The sequence below is a fragment of the Perlucidibaca sp. genome, assembly GCF_057084925.1.
On sequence record NZ_JBXMRC010000013.1, the window covers coordinates 1 to 20,482 of the forward strand.

Annotated in this window: 20 protein-coding genes and 1 tRNA gene; 9 read left to right on the forward strand and 12 right to left on the reverse strand. The window is 52.5% G+C overall.

Annotated features, from left to right (window positions below; all coding sequences use genetic code 11):
- From AC14IB_RS04035 to cpaB, 9 genes are all read right to left on the reverse strand, one after another.
- Nucleotides 1–1,643, reverse strand: a 1,643-nt coding sequence (locus AC14IB_RS04035; RefSeq protein ID WP_484230679.1) for a pilus assembly protein TadG-related protein, incomplete at its 3' end; no start/stop codon positions are given.
- Between the two features lie 15 nt (nt 1,644–1,658).
- The gene (locus tag AC14IB_RS04040) at nt 1,659–1,838 is read right to left on the reverse strand and encodes a DUF3613 domain-containing protein (RefSeq protein WP_157686364.1); all 180 of its coding nucleotides are present in this window, start codon (nt 1,836–1,838) and stop codon (nt 1,659–1,661) included.
- A 191-nt stretch (nt 1,839–2,029) separates the two neighbouring features.
- Nucleotides 2,030–2,896, reverse strand: a complete 867-nt coding sequence (locus AC14IB_RS04045) for a tetratricopeptide repeat protein (RefSeq protein ID WP_484230680.1) — start codon at nt 2,894–2,896, stop codon at nt 2,030–2,032.
- Complete coding sequence (locus AC14IB_RS04050; protein ID WP_484230681.1) at nt 2,896–3,801, reverse strand: type II secretion system F family protein; 906 nt, start codon at nt 3,799–3,801, stop codon at nt 2,896–2,898. The genes AC14IB_RS04045 and AC14IB_RS04050 overlap by 1 nt, the downstream gene beginning before the upstream one ends.
- Nucleotides 3,801–4,679, reverse strand: a complete 879-nt coding sequence (locus tag AC14IB_RS04055; RefSeq protein ID WP_068859563.1) for a type II secretion system F family protein — start codon at nt 4,677–4,679, stop codon at nt 3,801–3,803. Before AC14IB_RS04055 ends, AC14IB_RS04050 begins: the two co-directional genes overlap by 1 nt.
- Nucleotides 4,679–5,953: a TadA family conjugal transfer-associated ATPase gene (locus AC14IB_RS04060; RefSeq protein WP_484230682.1), complete on the reverse strand. Its 1,275-nt coding sequence runs from the start codon at nt 5,951–5,953 to the stop codon at nt 4,679–4,681. Before AC14IB_RS04060 ends, AC14IB_RS04055 begins: the two co-directional genes overlap by 1 nt.
- 1 nt (nt 5,954) lies before the next feature.
- A complete protein-coding gene (locus AC14IB_RS04065; protein ID WP_484230683.1) occupies nt 5,955–7,175 on the reverse strand; it encodes a CpaE/TadZ family protein in 1,221 nt (406 codons plus the stop codon).
- Nucleotides 7,176–7,181: 6 nt separating this feature from the next.
- Nucleotides 7,182–8,420, reverse strand: a complete 1,239-nt coding sequence (locus tag AC14IB_RS04070; RefSeq protein WP_484230684.1) for a type II and III secretion system protein family protein — start codon at nt 8,418–8,420, stop codon at nt 7,182–7,184.
- Nucleotides 8,417–9,412 (reverse strand): Flp pilus assembly protein CpaB, encoded by a 996-nt coding sequence (gene cpaB / locus AC14IB_RS04075; protein ID WP_484230685.1) that lies wholly within the window; start codon nt 9,410–9,412, stop codon nt 8,417–8,419. The genes AC14IB_RS04070 and cpaB overlap by 4 nt, the downstream gene beginning before the upstream one ends.
- A 214-nt stretch (nt 9,413–9,626) precedes the next feature.
- Between cpaB and AC14IB_RS04080 the strand changes: the two genes are divergently transcribed.
- The 3 genes from AC14IB_RS04080 (at nt 9,627) to AC14IB_RS04090 (ending at nt 10,494) form a co-directional block, all read left to right on the forward strand.
- Nucleotides 9,627–9,815, forward strand: coding sequence for a Flp family type IVb pilin (locus AC14IB_RS04080; RefSeq protein WP_068859571.1), 189 nt, complete (start codon nt 9,627–9,629; stop codon nt 9,813–9,815).
- A gap of 232 nt (nt 9,816–10,047) precedes the next feature.
- On the forward strand, nt 10,048–10,236 hold the full coding sequence (locus AC14IB_RS04085; protein WP_068859573.1) for a Flp family type IVb pilin: 189 nt from the start codon (nt 10,048–10,050) through the stop codon (nt 10,234–10,236).
- Between the two features lie 66 nt (nt 10,237–10,302).
- Nucleotides 10,303–10,494 carry a Flp family type IVb pilin gene (locus AC14IB_RS04090; protein WP_484230686.1) on the forward strand — a complete coding sequence of 64 codons (192 nt, stop codon included), beginning with the start codon at nt 10,303–10,305 and terminating at the stop codon, nt 10,492–10,494.
- Here AC14IB_RS04090 and nagZ read toward each other — a convergent pair whose 3' ends face one another.
- A complete protein-coding gene (gene nagZ / locus AC14IB_RS04095) occupies nt 10,495–11,373 on the reverse strand; it encodes a beta-N-acetylhexosaminidase (RefSeq protein ID WP_484230687.1) in 879 nt (292 codons plus the stop codon).
- A 157-nt stretch (nt 11,374–11,530) separates the two neighbouring features.
- On the opposite strand from nagZ, the gene AC14IB_RS04100 reads away from it, so the two are divergent.
- The 5 genes from AC14IB_RS04100 to AC14IB_RS04120 all read left to right on the forward strand — a co-directional run bounded on the left by AC14IB_RS04100 (nt 11,531) and on the right by AC14IB_RS04120 (nt 17,416).
- Complete coding sequence (locus tag AC14IB_RS04100) at nt 11,531–13,672, forward strand: carboxy terminal-processing peptidase (RefSeq protein WP_484230688.1); 2,142 nt, start codon at nt 11,531–11,533, stop codon at nt 13,670–13,672.
- A gap of 2 nt (nt 13,673–13,674) precedes the next feature.
- Nucleotides 13,675–15,126 (forward strand): phospholipase D-like domain-containing protein, encoded by a 1,452-nt coding sequence (locus AC14IB_RS04105; RefSeq protein WP_484230689.1) that lies wholly within the window; start codon nt 13,675–13,677, stop codon nt 15,124–15,126.
- Nucleotides 15,127–15,162: 36 nt separating this feature from the next.
- A tRNA-Ser gene (locus AC14IB_RS04110) sits at nt 15,163–15,250 on the forward strand.
- Between the two features lie 548 nt (nt 15,251–15,798).
- Nucleotides 15,799–16,299 (forward strand): thiol peroxidase, encoded by a 501-nt coding sequence (gene tpx / locus AC14IB_RS04115; protein ID WP_484230690.1) that lies wholly within the window; start codon nt 15,799–15,801, stop codon nt 16,297–16,299.
- A 34-nt stretch (nt 16,300–16,333) separates the two neighbouring features.
- Nucleotides 16,334–17,416 (forward strand): hypothetical protein, encoded by a 1,083-nt coding sequence (locus AC14IB_RS04120; protein WP_484230691.1) that lies wholly within the window; start codon nt 16,334–16,336, stop codon nt 17,414–17,416.
- Here AC14IB_RS04120 and AC14IB_RS04125 read toward each other — a convergent pair.
- Together AC14IB_RS04125 and AC14IB_RS04130 are read right to left on the reverse strand one after the other, a co-directional pair.
- Nucleotides 17,413–18,591, reverse strand: coding sequence for a Bcr/CflA family multidrug efflux MFS transporter (locus AC14IB_RS04125; RefSeq protein WP_484230692.1), 1,179 nt, complete (start codon nt 18,589–18,591; stop codon nt 17,413–17,415). The genes AC14IB_RS04120 and AC14IB_RS04125 overlap by 4 nt on opposite strands.
- On the reverse strand, nt 18,591–19,934 hold the full coding sequence (locus AC14IB_RS04130; protein WP_484230795.1) for a DNA recombination protein RmuC: 1,344 nt from the start codon (nt 19,932–19,934) through the stop codon (nt 18,591–18,593). Before AC14IB_RS04130 ends, AC14IB_RS04125 begins: the two co-directional genes overlap by 1 nt.
- A 128-nt stretch (nt 19,935–20,062) precedes the next feature.
- Between AC14IB_RS04130 and tusD the strand changes: the two genes are divergently transcribed.
- Nucleotides 20,063–20,479 (forward strand): sulfurtransferase complex subunit TusD, encoded by a 417-nt coding sequence (tusD, locus tag AC14IB_RS04135; protein ID WP_068859591.1) that lies wholly within the window; start codon nt 20,063–20,065, stop codon nt 20,477–20,479.
- Nucleotides 20,480–20,482 lie beyond the last annotated feature (3 nt).

The following is a 20,482-nucleotide window of genomic DNA, read 5'->3' on the forward strand; positions in this document are numbered from 1 at the left end:
TTCACCGTAAATTTAGCGTTGTTACGGTTTGACTCTGTCCATGTATTGGCATTGGACTTATAGACTTTGGAGCCACAAATAATAAATAGCGCACAGGTTTGTCTTACTTCAACAAAGCCAACTTGTAAGACCGGCACCGGATCTACCACCGGCGCGTTCGCAGAACTAAATACATTGGTCTTGGCGTTAGCAGCAGAGGTGCCCATTTGACCAATACGCAACCAGGCTGCAGAGGTTTTACTGGGTGCTGTTAGGGTTTTATTGGCGCCGCTACAACTGTAATCACTGACATAGGATTCACCGCCGCCCACATCTAAATTCACATCCACTCGGGCTGAAGGCAGAACCTTAATCAGGGTTTCTTTACCTTCACAGGTACCAACTAAACCGCAAAGTAAGTTTGTCACCAAGCCACTAATGCTGAACGAGCTCGTTAACAATGTAGTTACCGGCGACAAAGCAGCAGACAGTGCGGTGACAACGGAGCTCAAGCCAGACACAGCAGGTAAATCTACCGAGACCAGCGAGCGAATTTGAGCGGACCGGACATAGATTTTGTTCAACCCCAACGGGTCGGCTTTAGCCAACGCCGGGTTACCCACCGAGGATAGCTGCGGCGCTTCCATGACCCGGGTACTGATATTGGTGCCCGCAAAGCCAGGCAAGGTAATAGGCACATCGGCTACCAAAGCATTCGTGCCGTTCGCTAACTGCACACTGCCCTGAATTAAATCGAATACATTGACGCCCAGGTCGGCCCCCGCGTAGGAGGTGGCCGTCTGTAGCTTAATAATATTAGCCAGCTGGACCGTAACAGGGTTAACCAACGCCCCTACTTTCAGTGCGGATAAAGCCGTTAACGTGGAGGCAGCGGTATTGCCATCGCGCCCCAATACCGTAGATGTGGCATCAATAATTTGGCCCACCGTGAGGTTTTGTGAAAGAACCTCGGTATACCCACCGGCCGACAAACCCAAATCCACTTTGAGCTGATTTAAAAAGTCGAAGAGGCTGAGTTGTGTGCCAATGAGTCCATTCCACCCGAGCGCTGAAACGTTAACAGCACCGCCGAGTAAGCCGCCCATGACGGAGTTAAGCAGCGCACCTCTGGTGGAGTCTACCGTTGCTACCGTGGTTCGCAACGCCAGAGAAGCTAGTGGCACGCCCTTGGTAGCAACAGCGGCCGCCGACAGCGATATTTTTCCACCGAAAATGCCGCCAGCTATCATGCTGGCGGCAACCTGGCGGGCAGCGACTATTTGAATTGCATTATCGACACCACCAAAGGGTGTGGCCGCTACCGTTCTTAAACCGCCAACGGTACTCACCTGCCCACAGGTCAACGTCAATGTATTGGTGCCGCCCACGATAAAGTCATTACGCGCAGCGCTTTGCGTCGCGAAGGTCAGAGCAGTACCCGTATTACAGGCTCCATTTCGCGCCATCGCCTCAATAGCCGCCATATCGGCAACACGCTGGAGTTTCCGTTTTTCAACATACAACCGACCCGTATCCACCACGAGCGCCAAGCACAACACCGCCAGCAACATAAAACCTGCTGTCATAATTAACACAGCGCCTTGCTGGCTATGTCGTGACAGCATGAGGTTGTTTTTACGCATTAATAAGCGTTGTGGTGTCATGCGTTTATTCTCAGGCTATTTCCCGGCACCAAAGCCGTCACCATAAAAGCTCTCTTTGATGGCGTAATCGTAGGTTTTGAGAAAGCGCTCAGCCGCCTTCTCCCGCTGAACAGCAGAGGCTGCCTGCGGATTGCTCGAGGCTTGCTCACCCTCCCGCTGCATACTCAGCCACAGGCTGGTTTGCTCGCCTGCCATGGGCAACTCTTCCTGCGCTACAGCTGCGGAAGCACTTGCGAATAGGGTCAGAGCTAATAAGCATTTAATCGGCGCTATATTTCGCATTACTTCTCTCCCATCAGATTTAAACATCATACGCCGCGTAACAAGTTGACTGATCACCTGCTGCAAAACAGCCACAAATCGTCACGTACGCATAACATCCACGATTATTTACCCTTTGGCATGGCGGGCATTTGAGCTGCATTAGGTAATGCCGTGCGCGGACTCATGGGGCAGGAAACGGAACTTTGTGAGCGGCTCCGTTTGCGCATTAAATACTGACAGCTGTGTAAAAGCTCTTCCCGGTCAGATGTCGTCAAGCTGACGCGGTCTGACCAATAAGCCCATGCGCCTTCATCTTGACGAAGCAGTGCCAGCAACGCCAAATTAAACCCAGACACCTTGTCCTCTGGCGCTAACTCATACGCTGTCCGTAGTTCAAATTCAGCGGGGGCATCCATGTTGAGATGCAGGTACAAAAAGCCTAAATCGTTACGAACTCGACTATCCGCAGGAAGTAAACGTGAAGCACTAATCAGTCGCTTGAGCGCCTGTGTGTAATCATTTCGTTGAGCCGCTAATAAGCCCAAGCCATGCTCTGCCCGACCAGCCAAGCAGCTACCCTGCAAAGCCACATACCAAGCCTCGGCCTGTGGTGACTGTAACTGGCGCAGGATATCGGCGCGCAGGGCAGCAACCGCAGCGACTTCAGAGGGCAGTGACTGAATTTGAGCCAGGGCTGCGTAATAGTTGCCATCGCGAACGCGCTGCTCTACTAGTGCCTTTACCAGCTCATCGTCTTTGCTCAGTGTTGCTCGGCAATTGACTCGAATCGCAGGCTCTTGGAGCTTTACAGGCGCTATGATTTCTGGAGCTTCATCAACACTGCTTGTGGCTCTCGACTCAATAGGGACACCCACCACCGCTGCACTCGGGATCTGCCTAACCGTGCCTTTCGATGTCGCACAGCCTGATACGAGTATCAGTAGGACACCTAAGCCCGTCCAGAGTCCAGTTGACTGAAAGCGCGTCATCACATATCACCCATGGCATCGCCAATAGAAATAAAGCCAGGGCCGGCCAACAAAATGACCAGTGCGGGGAAAAAGAAAACCACCATGACCACCGTCATACGTGCCGTCAACTTACTGACCTTCTCCTGCATATCGGTCAGTCGCCGGCTTTCCATGACTTCAATCAATTTTGTCAGGGAGGCTCGGGCACTCCCCCCCTGCTTCAGCATTTGCCGAATGATGACGGTAACGTCAGTGAAGTTAGCGTGATCTAGCGCGGCAGCCGAACTGCCCAGCTCATTTTCCAGGTCCAGACCCTGCTCAGCGCGCCGCAATACGGGCTCCAGCTCTTTCACTAATTCTGGTAGGACTAACTTGGCTTCATTCGCCATGACGCGTAACGCTTGCTCAACGGCAAGGCCGGCATCAAATAGGATGCGCAGCATTTGCACGAAGAGGGAGAGTTCATCATCAATACGCTTTAAGCGATCCTTGGCGATGCCATTGATGACACGTTTAGGCAGCAGCACACAAACTATGACAATGACAACGCCTAACAACAGACCGTTTTGGCTGTAGCCGTTGATCAGAATCCAAAGTCCCGTCAGCGCTAATGCAGCAAGCGGCAAAATAACTTGCACACCATAGAGCGTGGCGCGTTGGGCAGCGGAGCGGTAACCCGCGCGCCACATGGCTAAGACGAGCTCGCTGTCTTTCTCGATGTGCTTGCGAATGCGTTCTTGGTCATCAAACAAGTCGGCAAATCGCATGCTGAGCAAGCGCGCATCTTCGCGTGCATTACCGCGCACCGTCATGCGCCGCTCAACGAGACGACGCTCGCCGGCAATCCGCGTGAAAATCCAAATAGCCATGCCGATCGCGAGCAAAACGACGCAAAAAAAGAGGGTGCCTAAGAGTCCGGCCATCAGATGCTCCTCAGCATTTTCCAGATCACGGCCATACCCGAAATCTGCATAATCGCTGCTGTCACCATGACCCATTTACCCGTGGGGTCATCGATCATTTGGTATATGTAGTCCGGGTTACTCAAAATCATGAAAGAACCCACCATGATAGGTAGGGCCGACAAAACCACCGCGCTTGAACGCGTCTCTCCGGTAAAAGCACGCAGCTGTCGATTCAGTTGTTCGCGCTGCTGGATCAAGGTAATGATGTTATTGAGCAGGTCAATCAAACTACCGCCAAAGCGAGAGTTGACGTTCACGCCCAACGCCAGCACTTGCAACTCCTTCAGCACATAGACTTCCGACAAATCAATAAACGCTTCGGGGATCGTCATACCTAATTGAATATTGCGCTGTAATTTCAGCATCACCGTTTTCAGCGGCTCATCGGCATCTCGAGTGGCAATAAAGAAGCTATCCGCCAAGGTTTTGCCGGTACGCATCAAACGAACCACTTGATCTAGCAAACGCGGTAATTGCGAAACAATGAGGTTCATACGGCGTTGATAAATACTGCCGATGGCCGTGTACGCAAAAACCATTAAACCAAAAGCCAAAAGCAGCGCTAGAGCAAAGCCAAATTGAATCGTGACGAGCAATAAAATCAACGTTAACGCTAAACCAATCATGCGTCGCTGAGTTTCAGGTAAGGTAATACCCGCACGTTCAAGCTGAATGGTGAGCCAGTTCTTTTTGGGAAACTCCAAGGCCTGCACACCAATAAGCGCTAATCGCTTAGACACGGCCTCTTCTTGCGCCTGCTTCTGGCCTAACCAAATCAGATAAAGCGAGCCTAGACCCATCAGCATGGCCGCCAGCAGGTACACAAAAAAGAGCATTAGTGCTTAGCCTCGGCTTGCTTCATGAGCTCAATGACACGTGGTTTAGCTGGCCCGCTGCTGGCCTTTAAATGATTGCCTGATATACGGTCCAGCTTAAACAAGGTATTGGTGACATATTGATCATCACGAAGATCCACCACCTCCGTAATCTCTGCCACGCAGCGACGGCCATTTGGCAAGCGGGTGAGCTGCACAACAATATCCACCGCCGACACAATGATGGCGCGCAACGTCGCCTCCGAAATCTTTTGGCCGGACAAGCCCACCAAGGTCTCCATACGCAAGAGCGCATCGGCAGCGCTGTTGGCATGCAGGGTCGACATGGAGCCTTCATGGCCGGTGTTCATGGCCTGCAACATGTCCATAACTTCATAGCTACGAACTTCGCCCACGATGATGCGATCCGGACGCATACGCAGCGCGTTACGAATCAAATCACGGGCACTCACCTCGCCAAAGCCTTCGGCATTGGGCGGGCGTGTCTCCAAACGCACCACATGATCGTTGCCTAATTGAAGCTCAGCGGTATCTTCAATAGTCACGATACGTTCGTGATGATTAATGAAGCTCGACAGCACATTGAGAAACGTCGTTTTACCCGTACCGGTACCGCCACTGACGAGAATATTGGCGCGCTGACCCACCGCTTTCTTGATGAACTGCAGCATTTCTTCGCTGACCGAGCGATAGGTCACCAAGTCGTTCGCACGCAATAAGTCGCGGCGAAATTTACGAATGGAAATACTCGGGCCGTCTAAGGCAATGGGAGGAATAATGGCGTTTACACGGCTGCCATCCGGCATGCGCGCATCCACCATCGGGCTAGATTCGTCAAGGCGACGGCCTATAGGCGCAAGAATTCGCTGAATCACGCGCGAGACATGATTGTCATCCACAAAGCGCAAATCGCTGCGTTGAATAACCCCGTCACGCTCGTAGAAAATACGCTGGGCGCCATTGACCATGATTTCTGTGACCGAGGAATCCTTCAGCAGCGACTCTAAAGGGCCGAAACCCACCAGCTCATCAACTAACTCTTCGGCTAAACGATCGGCTTCGTATCGCGACAAGGGTAGCGCGTTGTCATTCACATACACCGTGAGCTTAATCTGGACATAGTCCATGATCGCTTGGCGCGTGTTTTCCAGAATATTGAAGTGGTCATCGTCGACCCGCTCGATCAAATAGCGATGAAAGCGAAATTTGATCTGAGCAATATCTTGCTCAATTTTCTTTGGCGACATCCGCCCGCCGGGAATATAGCCGGCCATGTCAGTTACCCTTCAAACTGGATTTAAGCTTGTCGAGGAAGCCACCCGAACTGCCGGCTTGTTTAGCCCGTGCCTTAGCAATGGCCGGCACATAAATCATGTCGGCCAAATCGCGATATCGCTTCGCCAACGGATCTTGAGGCGCCAACTCAAACACCAATTGGCCGATGTTCATCGCCCGCAAACGTACTTCAGCTGCGGCTGGCAACTCCACATGACGCTCAATGGCAAACGATCGCGCAATGGCTTTAGCGTCCGGAGAAATCTTGGGTAAGTAGTGATCGACCAACAGCAGGGCATCCGCAATGGGCACGCCGAGTTGCTTCAAGTTGGACTGGAAGTCCAGCCCAGCACGGCAACTGGTAATGGACTGATCCACAACAAAAATAATGTGGTTGGCATTGCCAATAAGTAGCTCGGTCATATCCACCGTGGGGAGGCCACAGATGTTGACCACCACATGAGTAAAGAGACTACGGAGCGTGCCCACCAGCAGAAACATTTCGGACGTTGTGACCTCATCCATATCCATGCCTTCTCGGGGTGCAGACAACACCCGTACGCCGGACTTATGGCGCGGAAAGGCGGTATCTACGAGTGTTTGGTCGAGACGGCGTAAATTCCTTAAGGTATCCATGAAGCTGAACTGGCCTTCCAATCCAAACAGCAGTTGCGCTTCGGCAAACGGCTGCCCCACATCCACTAAGAGCACCCGCGCATCCGGATTTTGGGTTTGCAGCGAAGCGGCCAAATGTAGGGCATGAAAGGCTGACTGCAACACAGGTCGCTCACTGGCCATGACAACCATCGTGCCTTGACGCATGGGATTTTCGATAACCTCTGGAACACGCTCACCTAAGCGACGAACCAAGCCGGCCAACTCACTCGGGCGAGTGGCAAAGGTCACGAAATCTTTTGCCCCGGCGCGCATCGCGCCCAAGAGTCGATCTTGGTCCAACACTTCCGATACCGCGACGCAAGCAAGCGTCGGACTAGCTGCCACCAAGCCCTCAATAAACTGCACATCCTCAATCCAAGCATCTCGGCGAACGGGCACGAAAATGATGGAAGCCGTGGCCATATTAATTAACTGAAGCACATCATTAAGATCACGCTGCTGCGACATCACCACATCGGCATTGCTCTCCAGCGCCGACTGCAGCCACGTAAATTGGTCTCGATCCTGAGTAACAATCACAACCGATGGCAAAGAGTTATTCATCATAAATTACCGTGAAAAGCCAATGGGTGCGCGGCGATAAGGGGATTCCGAGCCCTTAAAAAATAAGCGCCCAGCATTCGGGTCGTAGGTTCTTAAGCCGTCACCCGGCAATTCCGGCAATTCCGCTTTCACCGAAATAGGCCTGACTAGACGCGGTGTTACGATCATTAGCAACTCTCTATCTTCGCTTTCAAATCGATTAGATTTGAAAAATGCACCGAGGATAGGGATGTCCCCCAAGCCAGGAAACTTGCTGGCATTGTTATTGGTACTGCGTGACACCAAGCCACTGATAATGAAGCTCTCACCATCCGCTAACGATATGGTGGTATCGGTTCTGCGGATGCGCAGGGCTGGAATGACTGAGCCTTGCAAAGTCACCGCATTGTTAAAGTCTAAGTCACTCACTTCAGGCGCTACTTTCAGCAAAATTTGCTGATTACTCAGCACCGTGGGAGTTAGGCTCAGTCGCACACCAAACTCTTTGTACTCGATCGCTACCGTGCCATTAGTTCCTTGAGGCACCGGAATAGGAACCTCCCCGCCCGCCAAGAAGTTCGCTGATTGGCCACTCATGGCCACCAAGGAAGGTCTCGACAAGGTGTAGGCATAACCGGTTTGCTCGAGCAAATTAATTGCCGCTAAAAACCGACTGGAGCCGCCACCCCATAAAATATTGAATGCACCAGAATCGAGCGGAAAGCCTGGCAGCGAAAACGCGCCCGCAGGGTTTCTCACCGCACTGCCAATCGTATTGGACGGCGAAATAAGACCCTTTCCACCACTAACACCGATGCGTGCACCGACCTCACTTAATCGGGACCGACTCAGCTCAACAAATCGAATGTCCGCTTGCACTTGAGAAGGCAGTGTTGCCAAGGCTTCGGGAGCCGCTGCTTGAGCGACTTGCTGAGCCGCACTCATGGCAATAGGAACATTAATAATGACGCGAGCAGGTTGTTTGCCGCACTGCGTCCAAATCAGCAGGCTGGTCTCCCCCGCTTTTTTTGCTTGAACCAAGAGATTTCGAGAATCGGTTAATGCCACGTCTGCTGTCGCGGGGTCACCTATGGAGAGGCGTGTGACGGCACCGGGCAGAGTTAAGGTGTCCTGCAGGCCGGCCTTAATGCTTAACACCTTGGGATAAACAAAGTCCGGATCTTCGCAAGCTGCGGCTAAAGCCACACTACTAGCCATCGAAGTAAGCAGTATGACCAGGCCTTTGGACCAAACGATACGACTCATGGTGTAACCCTCTGGGCGTCCAACCCGCGATAAATCAAAATAGTTGGCTCACTGGGCTTTGGCTTAGCTGCTGGTTTAGCTTCTGGCGCCTTAGCAGCGGCTCTCGGCACACTCGAAGAACCATCGGCTCTTAGGGCTGCAGATGTCAGCAATTGCCGTTGAGTTGGGGTGGGCACACTACTTTGTGGCTTACAGACCGGTTCAGTAACGGCTTGGGTGGCATTGGGTTTCGTGGGTCCCGGCTGGGCGGCATCACTCGCTGCCACTAACTCCGCCGCGGGACGAGTGGCCATACGCAATGTGCCTAGGCTGCTAGCCAACATAATGCGTGTTACATCCTTTTCGGCTATGGCCAACACAGCTGAGCGGGCACGTGCACGCTCACTCTTACGTCCGGCTTTCTGCTCTGGCGTCTCTACGCCACCATCCGGATTAATAATATCGGCACCAAAGCCGAGCACACGGAGCGACTGCATCACGACTTGCGCAGAATCTTTAGCGCCATTTTCACCGCGTAAAAATAAGAGCAAATCAACGGTATCTCCCGGCTGCACGAAGCCACCACCACCGATGATTTCATCCACGGGAATTGCCACCGCACGCTCACCCGGCTTTAACAGCCTAGCCACCTCACTACCCGGCTGCAAATCACCTAACTCCAGAATATCGCCTGCCACTAGTTCTACCTGAACCGGCTGACCGATGACTTCTTCTATTGTGCGATACGTTCTGGGGGGCGCAATTTTCAGATAGTCCAGCGCGAGGTCTTCTGCTGTTAGCACTTTATAGGCTGGGACATTCTGCTTAACGACCACCACAGCGACTTTGCCGGGCACACCAATTTCGGCCACTTTTTGCGCCGCGATCGCTTTTTGCTCTGCCTGAATGGCGGCCTCTTTGGCCTCAGTGGTTGTTTTATAGCCTAGATAGCCTGCAATAGAGGCCCCCAGAATTAGCAATATCGCGAGCAATATCATAACCCGACTGTTCATGCCTTTAGCTTCCGTGTTGAAAGGTGCAATTGCACATTTACCAAGTGACTATTGATCCTAGCAAGGAAGCCATCACATAACAGTGCTAAATCAACAAACACCTACAAGGCCTTACAAATAAACGACAAAATGCAGTTCGAGTGGGTAGCACCTAGCGTGAAATTACATACACTAGGGCTGTAACACTAATCCAAGTTAATTTGAGGTGGTAAAAATGAAAATTAAAACCGCACTACTTTCAAAGGTTCAGGGTCGTGAAAAAGGTGCAACAGTCATTGAATACGCATTGATTGCCGCACTGATTTCTGTTGCTGCCATTGCCGCGTTTAGCTTTATCGGCACGTCAGTTAAATCGACCATGAGCGGTATCGGTAGTGCCATGTCTTCGGCAACACCGACCTAAGCCTAGCGTTGAAAAAAGGGCCGCCTGGCCCTTTTTTTTCATAATCAACACTTGAGCTTAACCACCCGGCAAACTTTACATAAAGCTAATACTTCATTCTTTTAACTCTCACCCGATTGCATGCACTTACAAAGCCACGACAATTCCATGTCGGCAGCCCTAGCCAATTCGACGTTTTTCCGTAAACTGTAAATGTCCGGCACAGACCGACGACAACTATCTGGAGAAGAACATGCAAAAATTCCAAGCGCTCGTCGCAAAAATGCGCCGTAAAGAAAAGGGCGCCACAGTTATTGAGTACGCTTTGATTGCCGCGCTCATTTCTGTTGCTGCCATTGCTGCTTTTAGCTTCATCGGCACATCGGTCAAATCGACCATGAGCGGCATCGGAAGCGCTATGAAGTCGGCTACACCGACCTAATATGCGCAATAAAAATGGGCCTCCGGGCCCATTTTTTATCTTAAATGCTAGATGAGGCTGCTCCAAATGAAAGCATTGCACTTCATCAGACACAGACGTGAACAGGGCGCAACCATAATTGAATACGCCCTAATCACAGGGCTAATTGCACTGGTCGCCGTCATTGCTATGCCTTTTATTGGCAACAATACCTATACCGCTATTCGCGAGGTCGGTTCCAACCTCGACGAAGCCAGCGCCGACCTCCATACTCCCTAATTAACTCAATACGCTGAGTGCCGCTTCGCGGTTATTACAGATCAACACCACATCACACCCCGCCGCTAGCGCTAAATCGTAACGCTCACGCATCGTCCCGACACCCGCCGCTCCTTCCATACATAGATCATCTGAAAAAACTAAGCCCGCAAATCCTAACTGCTCACGCAACACTGTTTTTAACCAGAAGGAAGAGAAACCGGCAGGTAACGAATCAACCTGCGGATAGACCACGTGCGCCGGCATAATGCCGTCTAACTCTTTCGCTAAGGCACGAAAAGGCTGCAGGTCATACGCATTGATTTCATCCCACGAACGATCGTCTACCGGCAAGGCAAAGTGAGAGTCTGCCGCCACCGAGCCATGTCCGGGGAAATGCTTGCCGATGGTCATCATGCCCGCCGCTTTCATGCCTTGCATAAAGGCGCGCACGAGCGCGGTGGCGGACTCTGGCTCAGTATGAAATGCGCGATCACCAATGACTCCGCTCACGCCTACATCGAGATCCAGCACGGGAGCAAAACTAAAGTCGACACCAACTGCTTTTACTTCTTTAGCCATGAGCTCTCCACAGCTTCGCGCAGCGGCTAGGGCAGCCATAGGGTCAACATCATATTGATGCCCAAACGAACGCATGGCGGGTAGGCGCGTGAATCCTTCACGAAACCGCTGCACTCGCCCACCCTCTTGATCGACCGCAATCCAAAGCTCTGGACGCACGGCGCGCATGGCCGTTGTCAGCGCCAGAATCTGTTCGGGCGTATCGACATTTCGACTAAACAAAATAACGCTGCCTACTTGAGGATGTGCCAGCAATTCCTTGTCTTCGGCCGTTAAGGTTAAGCCACCCACGTCTACCATCAACGGTCCGCGCACCATGCAAAATCTCCTAGCAAAAACATCAAATGAAGAGTGAGAAGTAAGCCGCTCATGAACATAATTGTCAAAGCCTGAATCGCGCCCTGAACGCTAAGGCAGTGTTATTATCGAGCAAGATTGCACCCCAGATGCGGTGCCAAGGAATACAAAGATCGCCATGCTTAGATCGTCGTTTTTCACCCGTGGACTTCTGCTAACAACCGTATTTTCTCTGGCTCTGCCCTTAGCGGCGGCAGAACTTGTCCCAACGGAGCAACAAAGTAAAGTCGCCAGAACAGTGGCAAGGCAACTCTCCGTCTTGCATTACACGCGCCCCCCGCTCGACGATGCCTTATCTCTAGTGATTTGGAATCGCTATCTGAGCGACCTGGATGGTCAGCGCTTGTTTTTTCTTGCCTCAGATATCGAGGGCTTTACGCGCTGGCAACTCCAGATGGACGATCACCTGAAAACAGGTGTGCTCACTCCCGGGTTCACGATCTACAATCGTTTTCAAAATCGCCAGCGCGAGCGCCTTCAATTTGTTCTGAGCGAGCTGGATAACAATAAGAAACTCCTAGATTTCTCGGGCAATGAAACTTTAGTCATTGATCGCAAAAATGCGGCCTGGGTCAAATCAACGGCGGAGCTGGATCAGCTCTGGCGACTGCGCATTAAGTCAGCCGCGCTCAGTTTAAAATTGGCGGGTAAAAGCAATGAAGACATTTTGAGCACCCTCAAACGACGCTATAAATCGCAATTAAGCGCCGTTGCTCAAACCAAAAAAGAAGATGCATTCCAAACCTATATGAATGCATTTACTGAAACCTATGATCCGCATACCGAGTACTTCTCACCGCGAAGTTCAGAGAACTTCAATATCAACATGAGCCTGCAGCTCGAAGGTATTGGCGCCGTTCTTCAAACCGATGACGAGTACACCAAGGTGGTTCGTTTAGTGCCTGGTGGGCCGGCCGATAAATCACGACAGCTCAAGCCGAACGATCGCTTAATCGCGGTGGCAGAAGGCGACAAAGAGTTTGTTGATGTGGTGGGCTGGCGCATAGATGAAGTCGTGCAACTGATTCGCGGTGCCAAGGGCACGACCGTAAGATTACAGGTGCTGCCCGCTGGCTCGACGGACACCGCCAATAGCAAAGAAATCAGCTTGGTGCGAAATACGGTTGCGCTGGAAGACCAGGCAGCCACGAAAAAAATTATTGATATCAAACGTGATGGCGTCGTTCGTCGAATCGGTGTCATAAAACTGCCGACGTTTTATGCCGACTTCCAAGGCATGCAAGCGGGCGATCCGAACTACCGTAGCACCACGCGTGATGTGCATCGCCTGTTAACCGAACTTAAGCAGGAACGCATCCAAGGCATTATTCTGGATTTACGCAATAATGGCGGCGGCTCACTGTCTGAAGTGAATGACCTCATTGGTGAGTTCATTAGCACAGGACCGACCGTCCAAGTCCGTGATGCCCGTGGCAAAGTTGAAGTCTTGGGCGATGGCAATCCCGAAGTGGCTTACTCAGGCCCGCTCGTCGTGATGACCAACCGATTATCAGCATCAGCGTCCGAAATTTTTGCCGGTGCCATTCAGGATTACGGTCGCGGCTTGGTCGTGGGCGGCACGACCTTCGGTAAAGGCACCGTGCAATCGCTGCGGGAACTGGGCTCAGGGCAACTCAAAATTACCGAGGCCAAGTTTTACCGTATCTCTGGGGCCAGCACACAAAATAAAGGCGTCGTGCCTGATATTGTCTTCCCTGAATTATCCATGGCCAGCGAAATTGGTGAGTCTGTGCTGCCTCGCGCCCTTCCATGGGACACCATTCCTCCAGCGCGCTACCAACGCCAAGGCCAGGGCAACTGGCGCATGACCAGCCTACGCAGTACCTCTGCGCAACGACAAGCTCGCAATCCAGACTTCCGCTATCTGCTCGATGAGCAGAAGCTAATTGCGGAGCTCAATGGCATTAAGACCCAGTCATTGAACGAAAAAACACGGCGCCTAGAAAAGCAACAACTCGACTCACGACGTTTAGCTATTGAAAATCGTCGTCGCACGGCTAAAGGCTTAAGTGCCTTTAAGTCGTGGGAGGACTTTGAGGCGCAACAGGAAAAGTTAAATCCTAACTCAGACCCCAACTTTGAGCGCTCGGAAGAAGCGGCTTTAACGATGGAAGCCGCCGAGATTTTGCTAGATACCCTGCCGCCTGTTCGCAATCTGCCGACGCTGCCCACACTGAAGACCGCTGGCTCCATAAACTCAGCGGCCAAAGCACGACCCGCTAACGTTAGCGAACGTTAAATATGCTACCCCAGCCGACGTCAGAACGTGAGCTTCTCGATCACCTGCTGACTCGGCTGGTGGGGAGAGCCAGCAGCGCAGGCAACGCCATAACCCTGCTGCGAGATAGCCCCGAGCATGAGCAGACTACCCTTAGGCTCATTAATAACGCCCAATACCAAATTGCCCTAGAGAACTACCTCATTGCCGATGATGACTGGGGTCAGCAGTTGCTGTTGGCACTGTGTGGTGCCGCAAAGCGTGGCGTCAAAGTAGCTGTTCTGTGCGACTGGCTGGGCAGCTGGGGCTTAAGTCGTCGCTGGCGACAAGAGTTGATTGATGCTGGGGGTGAATGCCGCCGGTTTAATGTTCCCGGCCTTGGTGAACCACTAGCCTGGATCATTCGGAATCATCGCAAACTGCTGGTGGTAGACAGTCAATTCAGCCTAATCACTGGCTGGTGCCATAGCGCGCGCTGGCGAGGCCAAGTGACAGGCATTGCCAATACAACCACACAACCCTGGCGAGACACCGGGGTTCTAATTAACGGTGTTATCTCTGCAGAAGCCGAAATGGCATTTGCTCAGACGTGGCAAATGGCTGGAGGCGCTGCCTGGAGTGTGGTTTCAAACGTAAACCTCGCCCAACCTCGCGTCACCGACTCACGGGTTAGACTGATTGTAGGCCAGCCACAAAGCAGCCCCCTATTTCGCTTGGATCAGCTGATGATCAGTCAGGCGAAACAGCAACTGTGGCTGACTGATGCCTACCCGATAGGCACACCGGCCTACTTAGATGGCCTCCGGCGAGCCGCTCAAGCCGGCGTTGATGTGCGCTTACTGGTGCCGGGCAGCACAGACCTGCCTTGGCTTGGCCTACTGGCCCGCAGTGGTTATCGCGCGCTATTGGAAGCCGGTGTTCGCGTTTACGAATGGAATGGTGCCATGCTCCATGCCAAGACAGCCGTCATTGATGGGCACTGGTCCCGCGTGGGCTCGAGTAATCTTAATCCGGCATCTTGGCTGGGAAACTATGAGCTAGATGTGGCAATTGAATGCCCGGACTTTGGCGCACAAATGATGGCGCAATTCTTAACTGACCTCGAGTCGGCCACAGAGATTGTGCTGCGCCCTGACCAAACGGTTCGCCTAGCCCAGCCTCGGCGCAAGCAGCGTCGGCAGATGCAGCATCAACAATCCGCAGTCTCAACCATTCGCGTCTCCCGCGCCATGGCAATGGCTGTACGTGAATCTCGCCGACTAGGCCCTGCGGATGCAACCGCACTCATGCTGTTGGCGCTATTCGGACTTGGAATTGCCATCATTGGATTTTGGCGTCCGACTTGGATCGCTTGGCCTTTAGCTGCCATTAGCGCGTGGGTCAGCATCAACTTACTGCGAATTGCGAGAAGACGTTACCTACACCATCGCCGTGGGGGCGAGCAAAAATCCTCAAAAAATGACGAAGTTGCTTGACCCAAACCATAGCTTCGGTATCCTGCTCGCCGGTTCGGAGGCGTGGCAGAGTGGTTGAATGCACCGGTCTTGAAAACCGGCGTGCCGAAAGGCATCGTGAGTTCGAATCTCACCGCCTCCGCCAACAAATTACAATAAATTCAAAAACTTCTGCAGCAAATCAAACCTTGCTTACATACTTAGATCACTAAGCTCCACCGCGCTAAATAACGCAACGTGCTATGTAAAACCTGATTTTTACTTCGTCTGAAACAAAAATCTAAGTTCCGCGTTGAGTTTCAGTACCTTTGCGTCTTTCGTCGTTAGCACGAAAGATTACTGGCGAAAAAGCTGGCATCCGCCACTATTGAAATGTGGCTTGAGACAGCCAAGCTGAGTTGAACAGATTCCTATCTATCCTCAACCGGAGATCATTATGGTCATATTCGCCAGTACGATAACCATAGGCATGTTGCTTCACGGCGCCTGGGCCTTGCTCACACGCCCCTATGCAGAACCCCATCCCGCCAACTCCTAAATAGAGGTTTTCACACTCTCCATCGATCGAATTCATCCGCGAGCGAACTCATAGGAGGTGGCCGTATTCTAAAATTGCCGTTTTGCACTCTCCCTATCACGCGCCAAATCTGCTTAACTCCAATGTAATTTTTAAAACGCATTGGAGTTAAGCACATGGCAACAGTCACACTACACGGCAACCCCGTCACGCTCGATGGCACCTTGCCCCAAACTGGGCAAGCAGCACCCGCTTTTACCCTGGTGAATGGCAAACTGGAAGATGTCACCCTCGCCAGCTTTGCTGATCAGCGCAAAGTGCTGAATATTTTCCCTAGCGTAGATACACCGACCTGCGCTGTGTCAGTGCGCAAATTCAACGCCGAACTAAATTCACTGAGTAATACCGTTGTGCTGTGTATTTCAGCAGACCTACCTTTCGCGCAGGCACGTTTCTGCGGTTCCGAAGGTTTGGACAAGGTCGTTAATCTTTCTAGCTTCCGTCACCCTGAGTTCTTGAAGGACTATGGCATCGCCATCGCAACAGGCCCACTGCGTGGTTTAGCCGCACGTGCAGTGGTGGTCTTAGACGCTAACAATCACGTGCTGCACAGCGAGTTAGTCGCCGAAATCGGTGACGAACCCAACTACGCGGCGGCCATTGCTACGCTCAACTAATCTCACTCAGCATGAATACGGTAACCTCTGAGCTATGAATTCATTGCACACGTTACCGTTTGTCCTTCGGGCCGGGTCCGCTGCTCGAACGCAAATCCAAAATCTTGGCTTTAACGTCAATAGTTTGGCTGCATTGGGTGCGCCTGCGGGTGGCCCCAAGTTCATCATCCAAAGTCATTTGGATCGGTTTTTGTTTGGCGAATGGCTACCGCAACGAGAATCGGCTCTCCCGGCTTTTGGCTCCTCGATTGGCGCATTCCGGCTATTAGCGGGCGCTCATCCCGACCCGGCTGCGGCAGCCGAACGACTTTATGACGCGTATTGCCAGCAACACTATGCAAGCAAGCCCACCGCTCCCGAAATTACGCGCGAAGTCTGCCATATTCTTCATGCCGTTCTGCAAAAAGAGCACATCCCTACAATTTTGCAGCACCCGTGGTTGCAACTGAATTTATTGACGACTCGCTGCCTGGGCTTAGCCGCCGCTAAACAACCGGCGTGGCAAGCGCTGGGGTTCGCACTGGCTTTTGGCAGCAATTTACGCTCGCGGCAGCATCTTGCCCGACGCTTTGAGCGCTGCATTTTTCAGAACCAAACCGAAGCGCCTAGCGTGCTCGCGAAAGATAGCTTTCGGACGCATTACCATGCGCTTACACCAGAAAATCTCGCTACCGTAACGCTGGCCAGTGGCAGCATCCCCTTAGTGATGGAGACCGTGAGGGATATTCCAAACTCGCCAGAAGGTGCTCATATCGATGGCGGCATGCTGGATTACCACATGGATCTTCCACTGCAAAATATCCAGCCCACGGCTGGCATCTTGTTTATCCCGCATTACGAACAACGCATTGTAAGCGGCTGGTTTGATAAGCACCTGAAACGAAGACAGCCCGCGCACCATGAGAGCATGCTGGTGTTGTCACCCTCACCGGAGGTAGTGGCTAAATTGCCTGGCGGTAAGATTCCCTGCCGAAAGGACTTTACGATTTATCATGGCCGCGATAGGCAGCGTTTAGCAGCGTGGCAGGCCGCGCTCACTGTCAGTGAAGACATCAGTGGCAGCTTTCAACACCTACTCAAGCAAGGCACGATCTCAGATCATTTGCAGCCACTTTAATCCCGCAGAAATCGACTACGCAGACAAGCAAGCATCGTACAAATCGCCATCACTGTGCATAGGATTTTGGCATCCTGACCTTGCAATACACTCACCGTGCTCGCAGCAATCGCACCAGAGATTGAACCGATAGTGCCGTATAACGCCGATGCGGTACCGGCATGTGATTTATAGGGCTCCATGGCCAGAATGGTGGCATTAGGCAAAATAAAGCCCAAACACCCTGTGTAAAGAAACAACGGCGGCAGCAGCAACCAGAGGCCGCCAACACCGGTCCAACCCACCGCGAGCAACATAACGCCCGCGCCTACCTGCACAAGCAGGCTGGCCTTTAGTAACGGCAAAGGCTTAAAACGACGCACGAGGCGACCATTAAATTGCGAGGCCAGAATCAGCCAAAAGGCATTGCCACCGAATATCCATCCAAATTGTGAGGGTGAGACTTGAAAGTGCTCAATAAAGACAAAAGGTGAGACCGCAATAAACGCGTACAACCCCGCCATGCTGACACTACTGGTAATAGCAAAGCCCCGAAAACGATGCTGCATCAGTAAATCGCCATAGGCGCGGACGGTGGTGGAAAATACCAAAGGGCGGCGATAGGCATCGTCTAAGGTTTCTGGCAAATAGTTGTGCAGTGCCCAGAGACACATGCTGCCATAGACCACCAACGCGAGAAAAATCGACTGCCAGCCCCAATATTGCAGCAACTGGCCACCCAAGATGGGGGCTACCATGGGTGCAACACCCATGACCAACATCATGGCGGCATACATCCGCGCCGCTTCGGCACTATCGAAACTATCTCTCACAATAGCCCGCGCAATGACAACACCCGCACAGGCACCAAAGGCTTGTAAGAACCGAAGGGCAATCAGTGCTTCGACCGACGTGGCTAAGGCGCAGCCCAGTGAAGCCAAAATAAAAAGACTTAGGCTGGCATACAGGGGCGGCTTACGTCCGAAGCGATCCGCTAATGGCCCATAAAACAACTGACCCACGGCAAACGCCGCAAAAAATGCCGCCAAGGTCAGCTGCATCTGACTGGCATTCGTCGCCAGCGCGAGTTGCATTGCCGGTAATGCCGGCAAGTACATGTCGATAGACATGGGGGCAAACGCGGTCAGGCTACCGAGCAGAAACACCAATAAAGGCGTGCGTTGAGCAGCAGGCATTAATCCGAGCTCTCGAGCGCATTATCCAACAGGCCTTCGCCTAATCGCTTCGTGGGCTTCACACCAAGCTCACGCAACATTTCCGCTTGGCGAACCAAGCTACCGCGGCCACTGCTGAGCTTTTTATGCGTGTCATCAAAAGCCTTTTGCGCTTGATTCAGGCGCGTACCGACCAGCTCTAAACCTTCAACAAAGCCCACAAACTTGTCGTAGAGCTCGGCCCCGCGCTGGGCAATATCCTTTGCGTTCCGCGTCTGCTGTTCCTGTCGCCACAAATGCGCCACCGTGCGCACCACAAACAACAGCGTGCTTGGACTAACGAGTAATACATTGCGCCTCCAAGCATCTTGCCAAAGTTCGGCATCGTGGCTGGTTGCCAACATAAAGGCAGGCTCTACCGGAATAAACATCAGTACAAAGTCTAAAGATTTTAGGCCGTAGAGCTCTTGGTAGTTTTTATCTGATAAGCCTTTGATGTGCGTGCGCACCGAGTCCAAATGGCGCTTCACCGATGCTTCGCGCACCGTTTCATCATCACTATTGGCATAGTCTAAGTAGGCATTGAGGGACATTTTTGCGTCGATGATAAGGTGCTTACCTTCAGGCAAATGAATCACCACATCAGGCTGAGCCCGAGTGCCATCCTCACGCGTATGACTTTCCTGAACCTCATATTCCTGACCCTTACGCAAGCCTGAAGCTTCAAGCACACGCTCAAGCACCAGCTCGCCCCAATTACCTTGCGACTTATTCTGGCTGGTTAAGGCACGGGTTAAATCACTGGCACGCTGATTGAGCTGTTGGTTCAAGCCCATGAGCTGCTTTACCTGCTCAGCTAACGCAGAGCGATCCTTGCTCTCGCTGACATAGGCCGTTTCCACCTTGCCCTGAAACTCCTGTAAGCGAGATTTCAATGGCTCAAGTAACTGCCCCAGAGCCGACTGGTTTTGCTCGCTAAAACGCTTGGATTTTTCTTCGAGTATTTCTTGTGCGAGCACCTGGAACTGTTGTGTGAGCTGGCCACGCGCATCTTGCAGTAGCGCGAGCTTTTCGCTGGACTGCTCGCGCTCACTCTGCAACTCACGGGTCAACGCGGCCAAGCGTTCACGCGCCTCGCCTAAAGCAGCACGCAAGGATTGCAGCTCCTCATCCTTAATCATCTTGCCGTGGCTTAACCCAGCAATGCGCTCTTCTAATCGTGCAACGTCGGCTTGGCTTTCAGCCCGAATTCGCGTTTCAGCGGTCACTACATCGGTCTCTTGTCGACGCAGTCGCGCGGCCAGCAAGACATAGGTTACTAACGCGGCAAACACAGCCGCCAATACCGGAATTAACGCACTCATCACTTCCATTTGCTCATACCCTCATTACACTGCGCGCAAGATAACACGCGACCCGAAGTTGGCAGCTCGTACAGCCGCACTTTCGGTTATCCTCAACGCTTATTGATTCCAATTTCGTCAGCCCTGCTATGCGCCTAAGCCTCTACATTACTGCTGCGCCCGAACAAGAAACTGCCTTCCGCGCCTGGCAGTTTGCCCACGCCGCTGTGCAGGCGGGTCATAGCTTAGGACGCATCTTCTTTGCCGGCGCTGGCGTACAGCATGGCCAAGCGCTGGCTGTCTCAGGGCGCGATGAAGTGTCATTGACCGAGCGTTGGCAGCTGTTGCAGAAGCAGGTACACGCCTTACCCGGTGCTACCGCACAAAATGGCGAGTTGGTGCTCTGCGTTACCGCAGCACTGCGTCACGGCATACTCGATGCCGATAACGCTCAGCGCTGGGAGAAGTCAGCGCTCAGTGTGGCGCCCGGTTTCATCATTAGCGGTTTGGGCCAGCTGGCAGAAGCCCAGCTCAGCGCCGATCGTCTCATTCACTTTCCGGCTTAAGAC

Coding starts and splice junctions, on each gene's coding strand:
- AC14IB_RS04080 (WP_068859571.1), top strand. CDS start 9,627: ATGAAAATTAAAACCGCACTACTTTCAAAGGTTCAGGGTCGTGAAAAA.
- AC14IB_RS04040 (WP_157686364.1), bottom strand. CDS start 1,838: ATGGCAGGCGAGCAAACCAGCCTGTGGCTGAGTATGCAGCGGGAGGGT.
- AC14IB_RS04050 (WP_484230681.1), bottom strand. CDS start 3,801: ATGGCCGGACTCTTAGGCACCCTCTTTTTTTGCGTCGTTTTGCTCGCG.
- AC14IB_RS04045 (WP_484230680.1), bottom strand. CDS start 2,896: ATGACGCGCTTTCAGTCAACTGGACTCTGGACGGGCTTAGGTGTCCTA.
- AC14IB_RS04100 (WP_484230688.1), top strand. CDS start 11,531: ATGCTTAGATCGTCGTTTTTCACCCGTGGACTTCTGCTAACAACCGTA.
- tpx (WP_484230690.1), top strand. CDS start 15,799: ATGGCAACAGTCACACTACACGGCAACCCCGTCACGCTCGATGGCACC.
- cpaB (WP_484230685.1), bottom strand. CDS start 9,412: ATGAACAGTCGGGTTATGATATTGCTCGCGATATTGCTAATTCTGGGG.
- AC14IB_RS04085 (WP_068859573.1), top strand. CDS start 10,048: ATGCAAAAATTCCAAGCGCTCGTCGCAAAAATGCGCCGTAAAGAAAAG.
- AC14IB_RS04065 (WP_484230683.1), bottom strand. CDS start 7,175: ATGAATAACTCTTTGCCATCGGTTGTGATTGTTACTCAGGATCGAGAC.
- AC14IB_RS04120 (WP_484230691.1), top strand. CDS start 16,334: ATGAATTCATTGCACACGTTACCGTTTGTCCTTCGGGCCGGGTCCGCT.
- AC14IB_RS04055 (WP_068859563.1), bottom strand. CDS start 4,679: ATGCTCTTTTTTGTGTACCTGCTGGCGGCCATGCTGATGGGTCTAGGC.
- AC14IB_RS04125 (WP_484230692.1), bottom strand. CDS start 18,591: ATGCCTGCTGCTCAACGCACGCCTTTATTGGTGTTTCTGCTCGGTAGC.
- AC14IB_RS04060 (WP_484230682.1), bottom strand. CDS start 5,953: ATGGCCGGCTATATTCCCGGCGGGCGGATGTCGCCAAAGAAAATTGAG.
- AC14IB_RS04130 (WP_484230795.1), bottom strand. CDS start 19,934: ATGAGTGCGTTAATTCCGGTATTGGCGGCTGTGTTTGCCGCGTTAGTA.
- tusD (WP_068859591.1), top strand. CDS start 20,063: ATGCGCCTAAGCCTCTACATTACTGCTGCGCCCGAACAAGAAACTGCC.
- AC14IB_RS04105 (WP_484230689.1), top strand. CDS start 13,675: ATGCTACCCCAGCCGACGTCAGAACGTGAGCTTCTCGATCACCTGCTG.
- AC14IB_RS04070 (WP_484230684.1), bottom strand. CDS start 8,420: ATGAGTCGTATCGTTTGGTCCAAAGGCCTGGTCATACTGCTTACTTCG.
- AC14IB_RS04090 (WP_484230686.1), top strand. CDS start 10,303: ATGAAAGCATTGCACTTCATCAGACACAGACGTGAACAGGGCGCAACC.
- nagZ (WP_484230687.1), bottom strand. CDS start 11,373: ATGGTGCGCGGACCGTTGATGGTAGACGTGGGTGGCTTAACCTTAACG.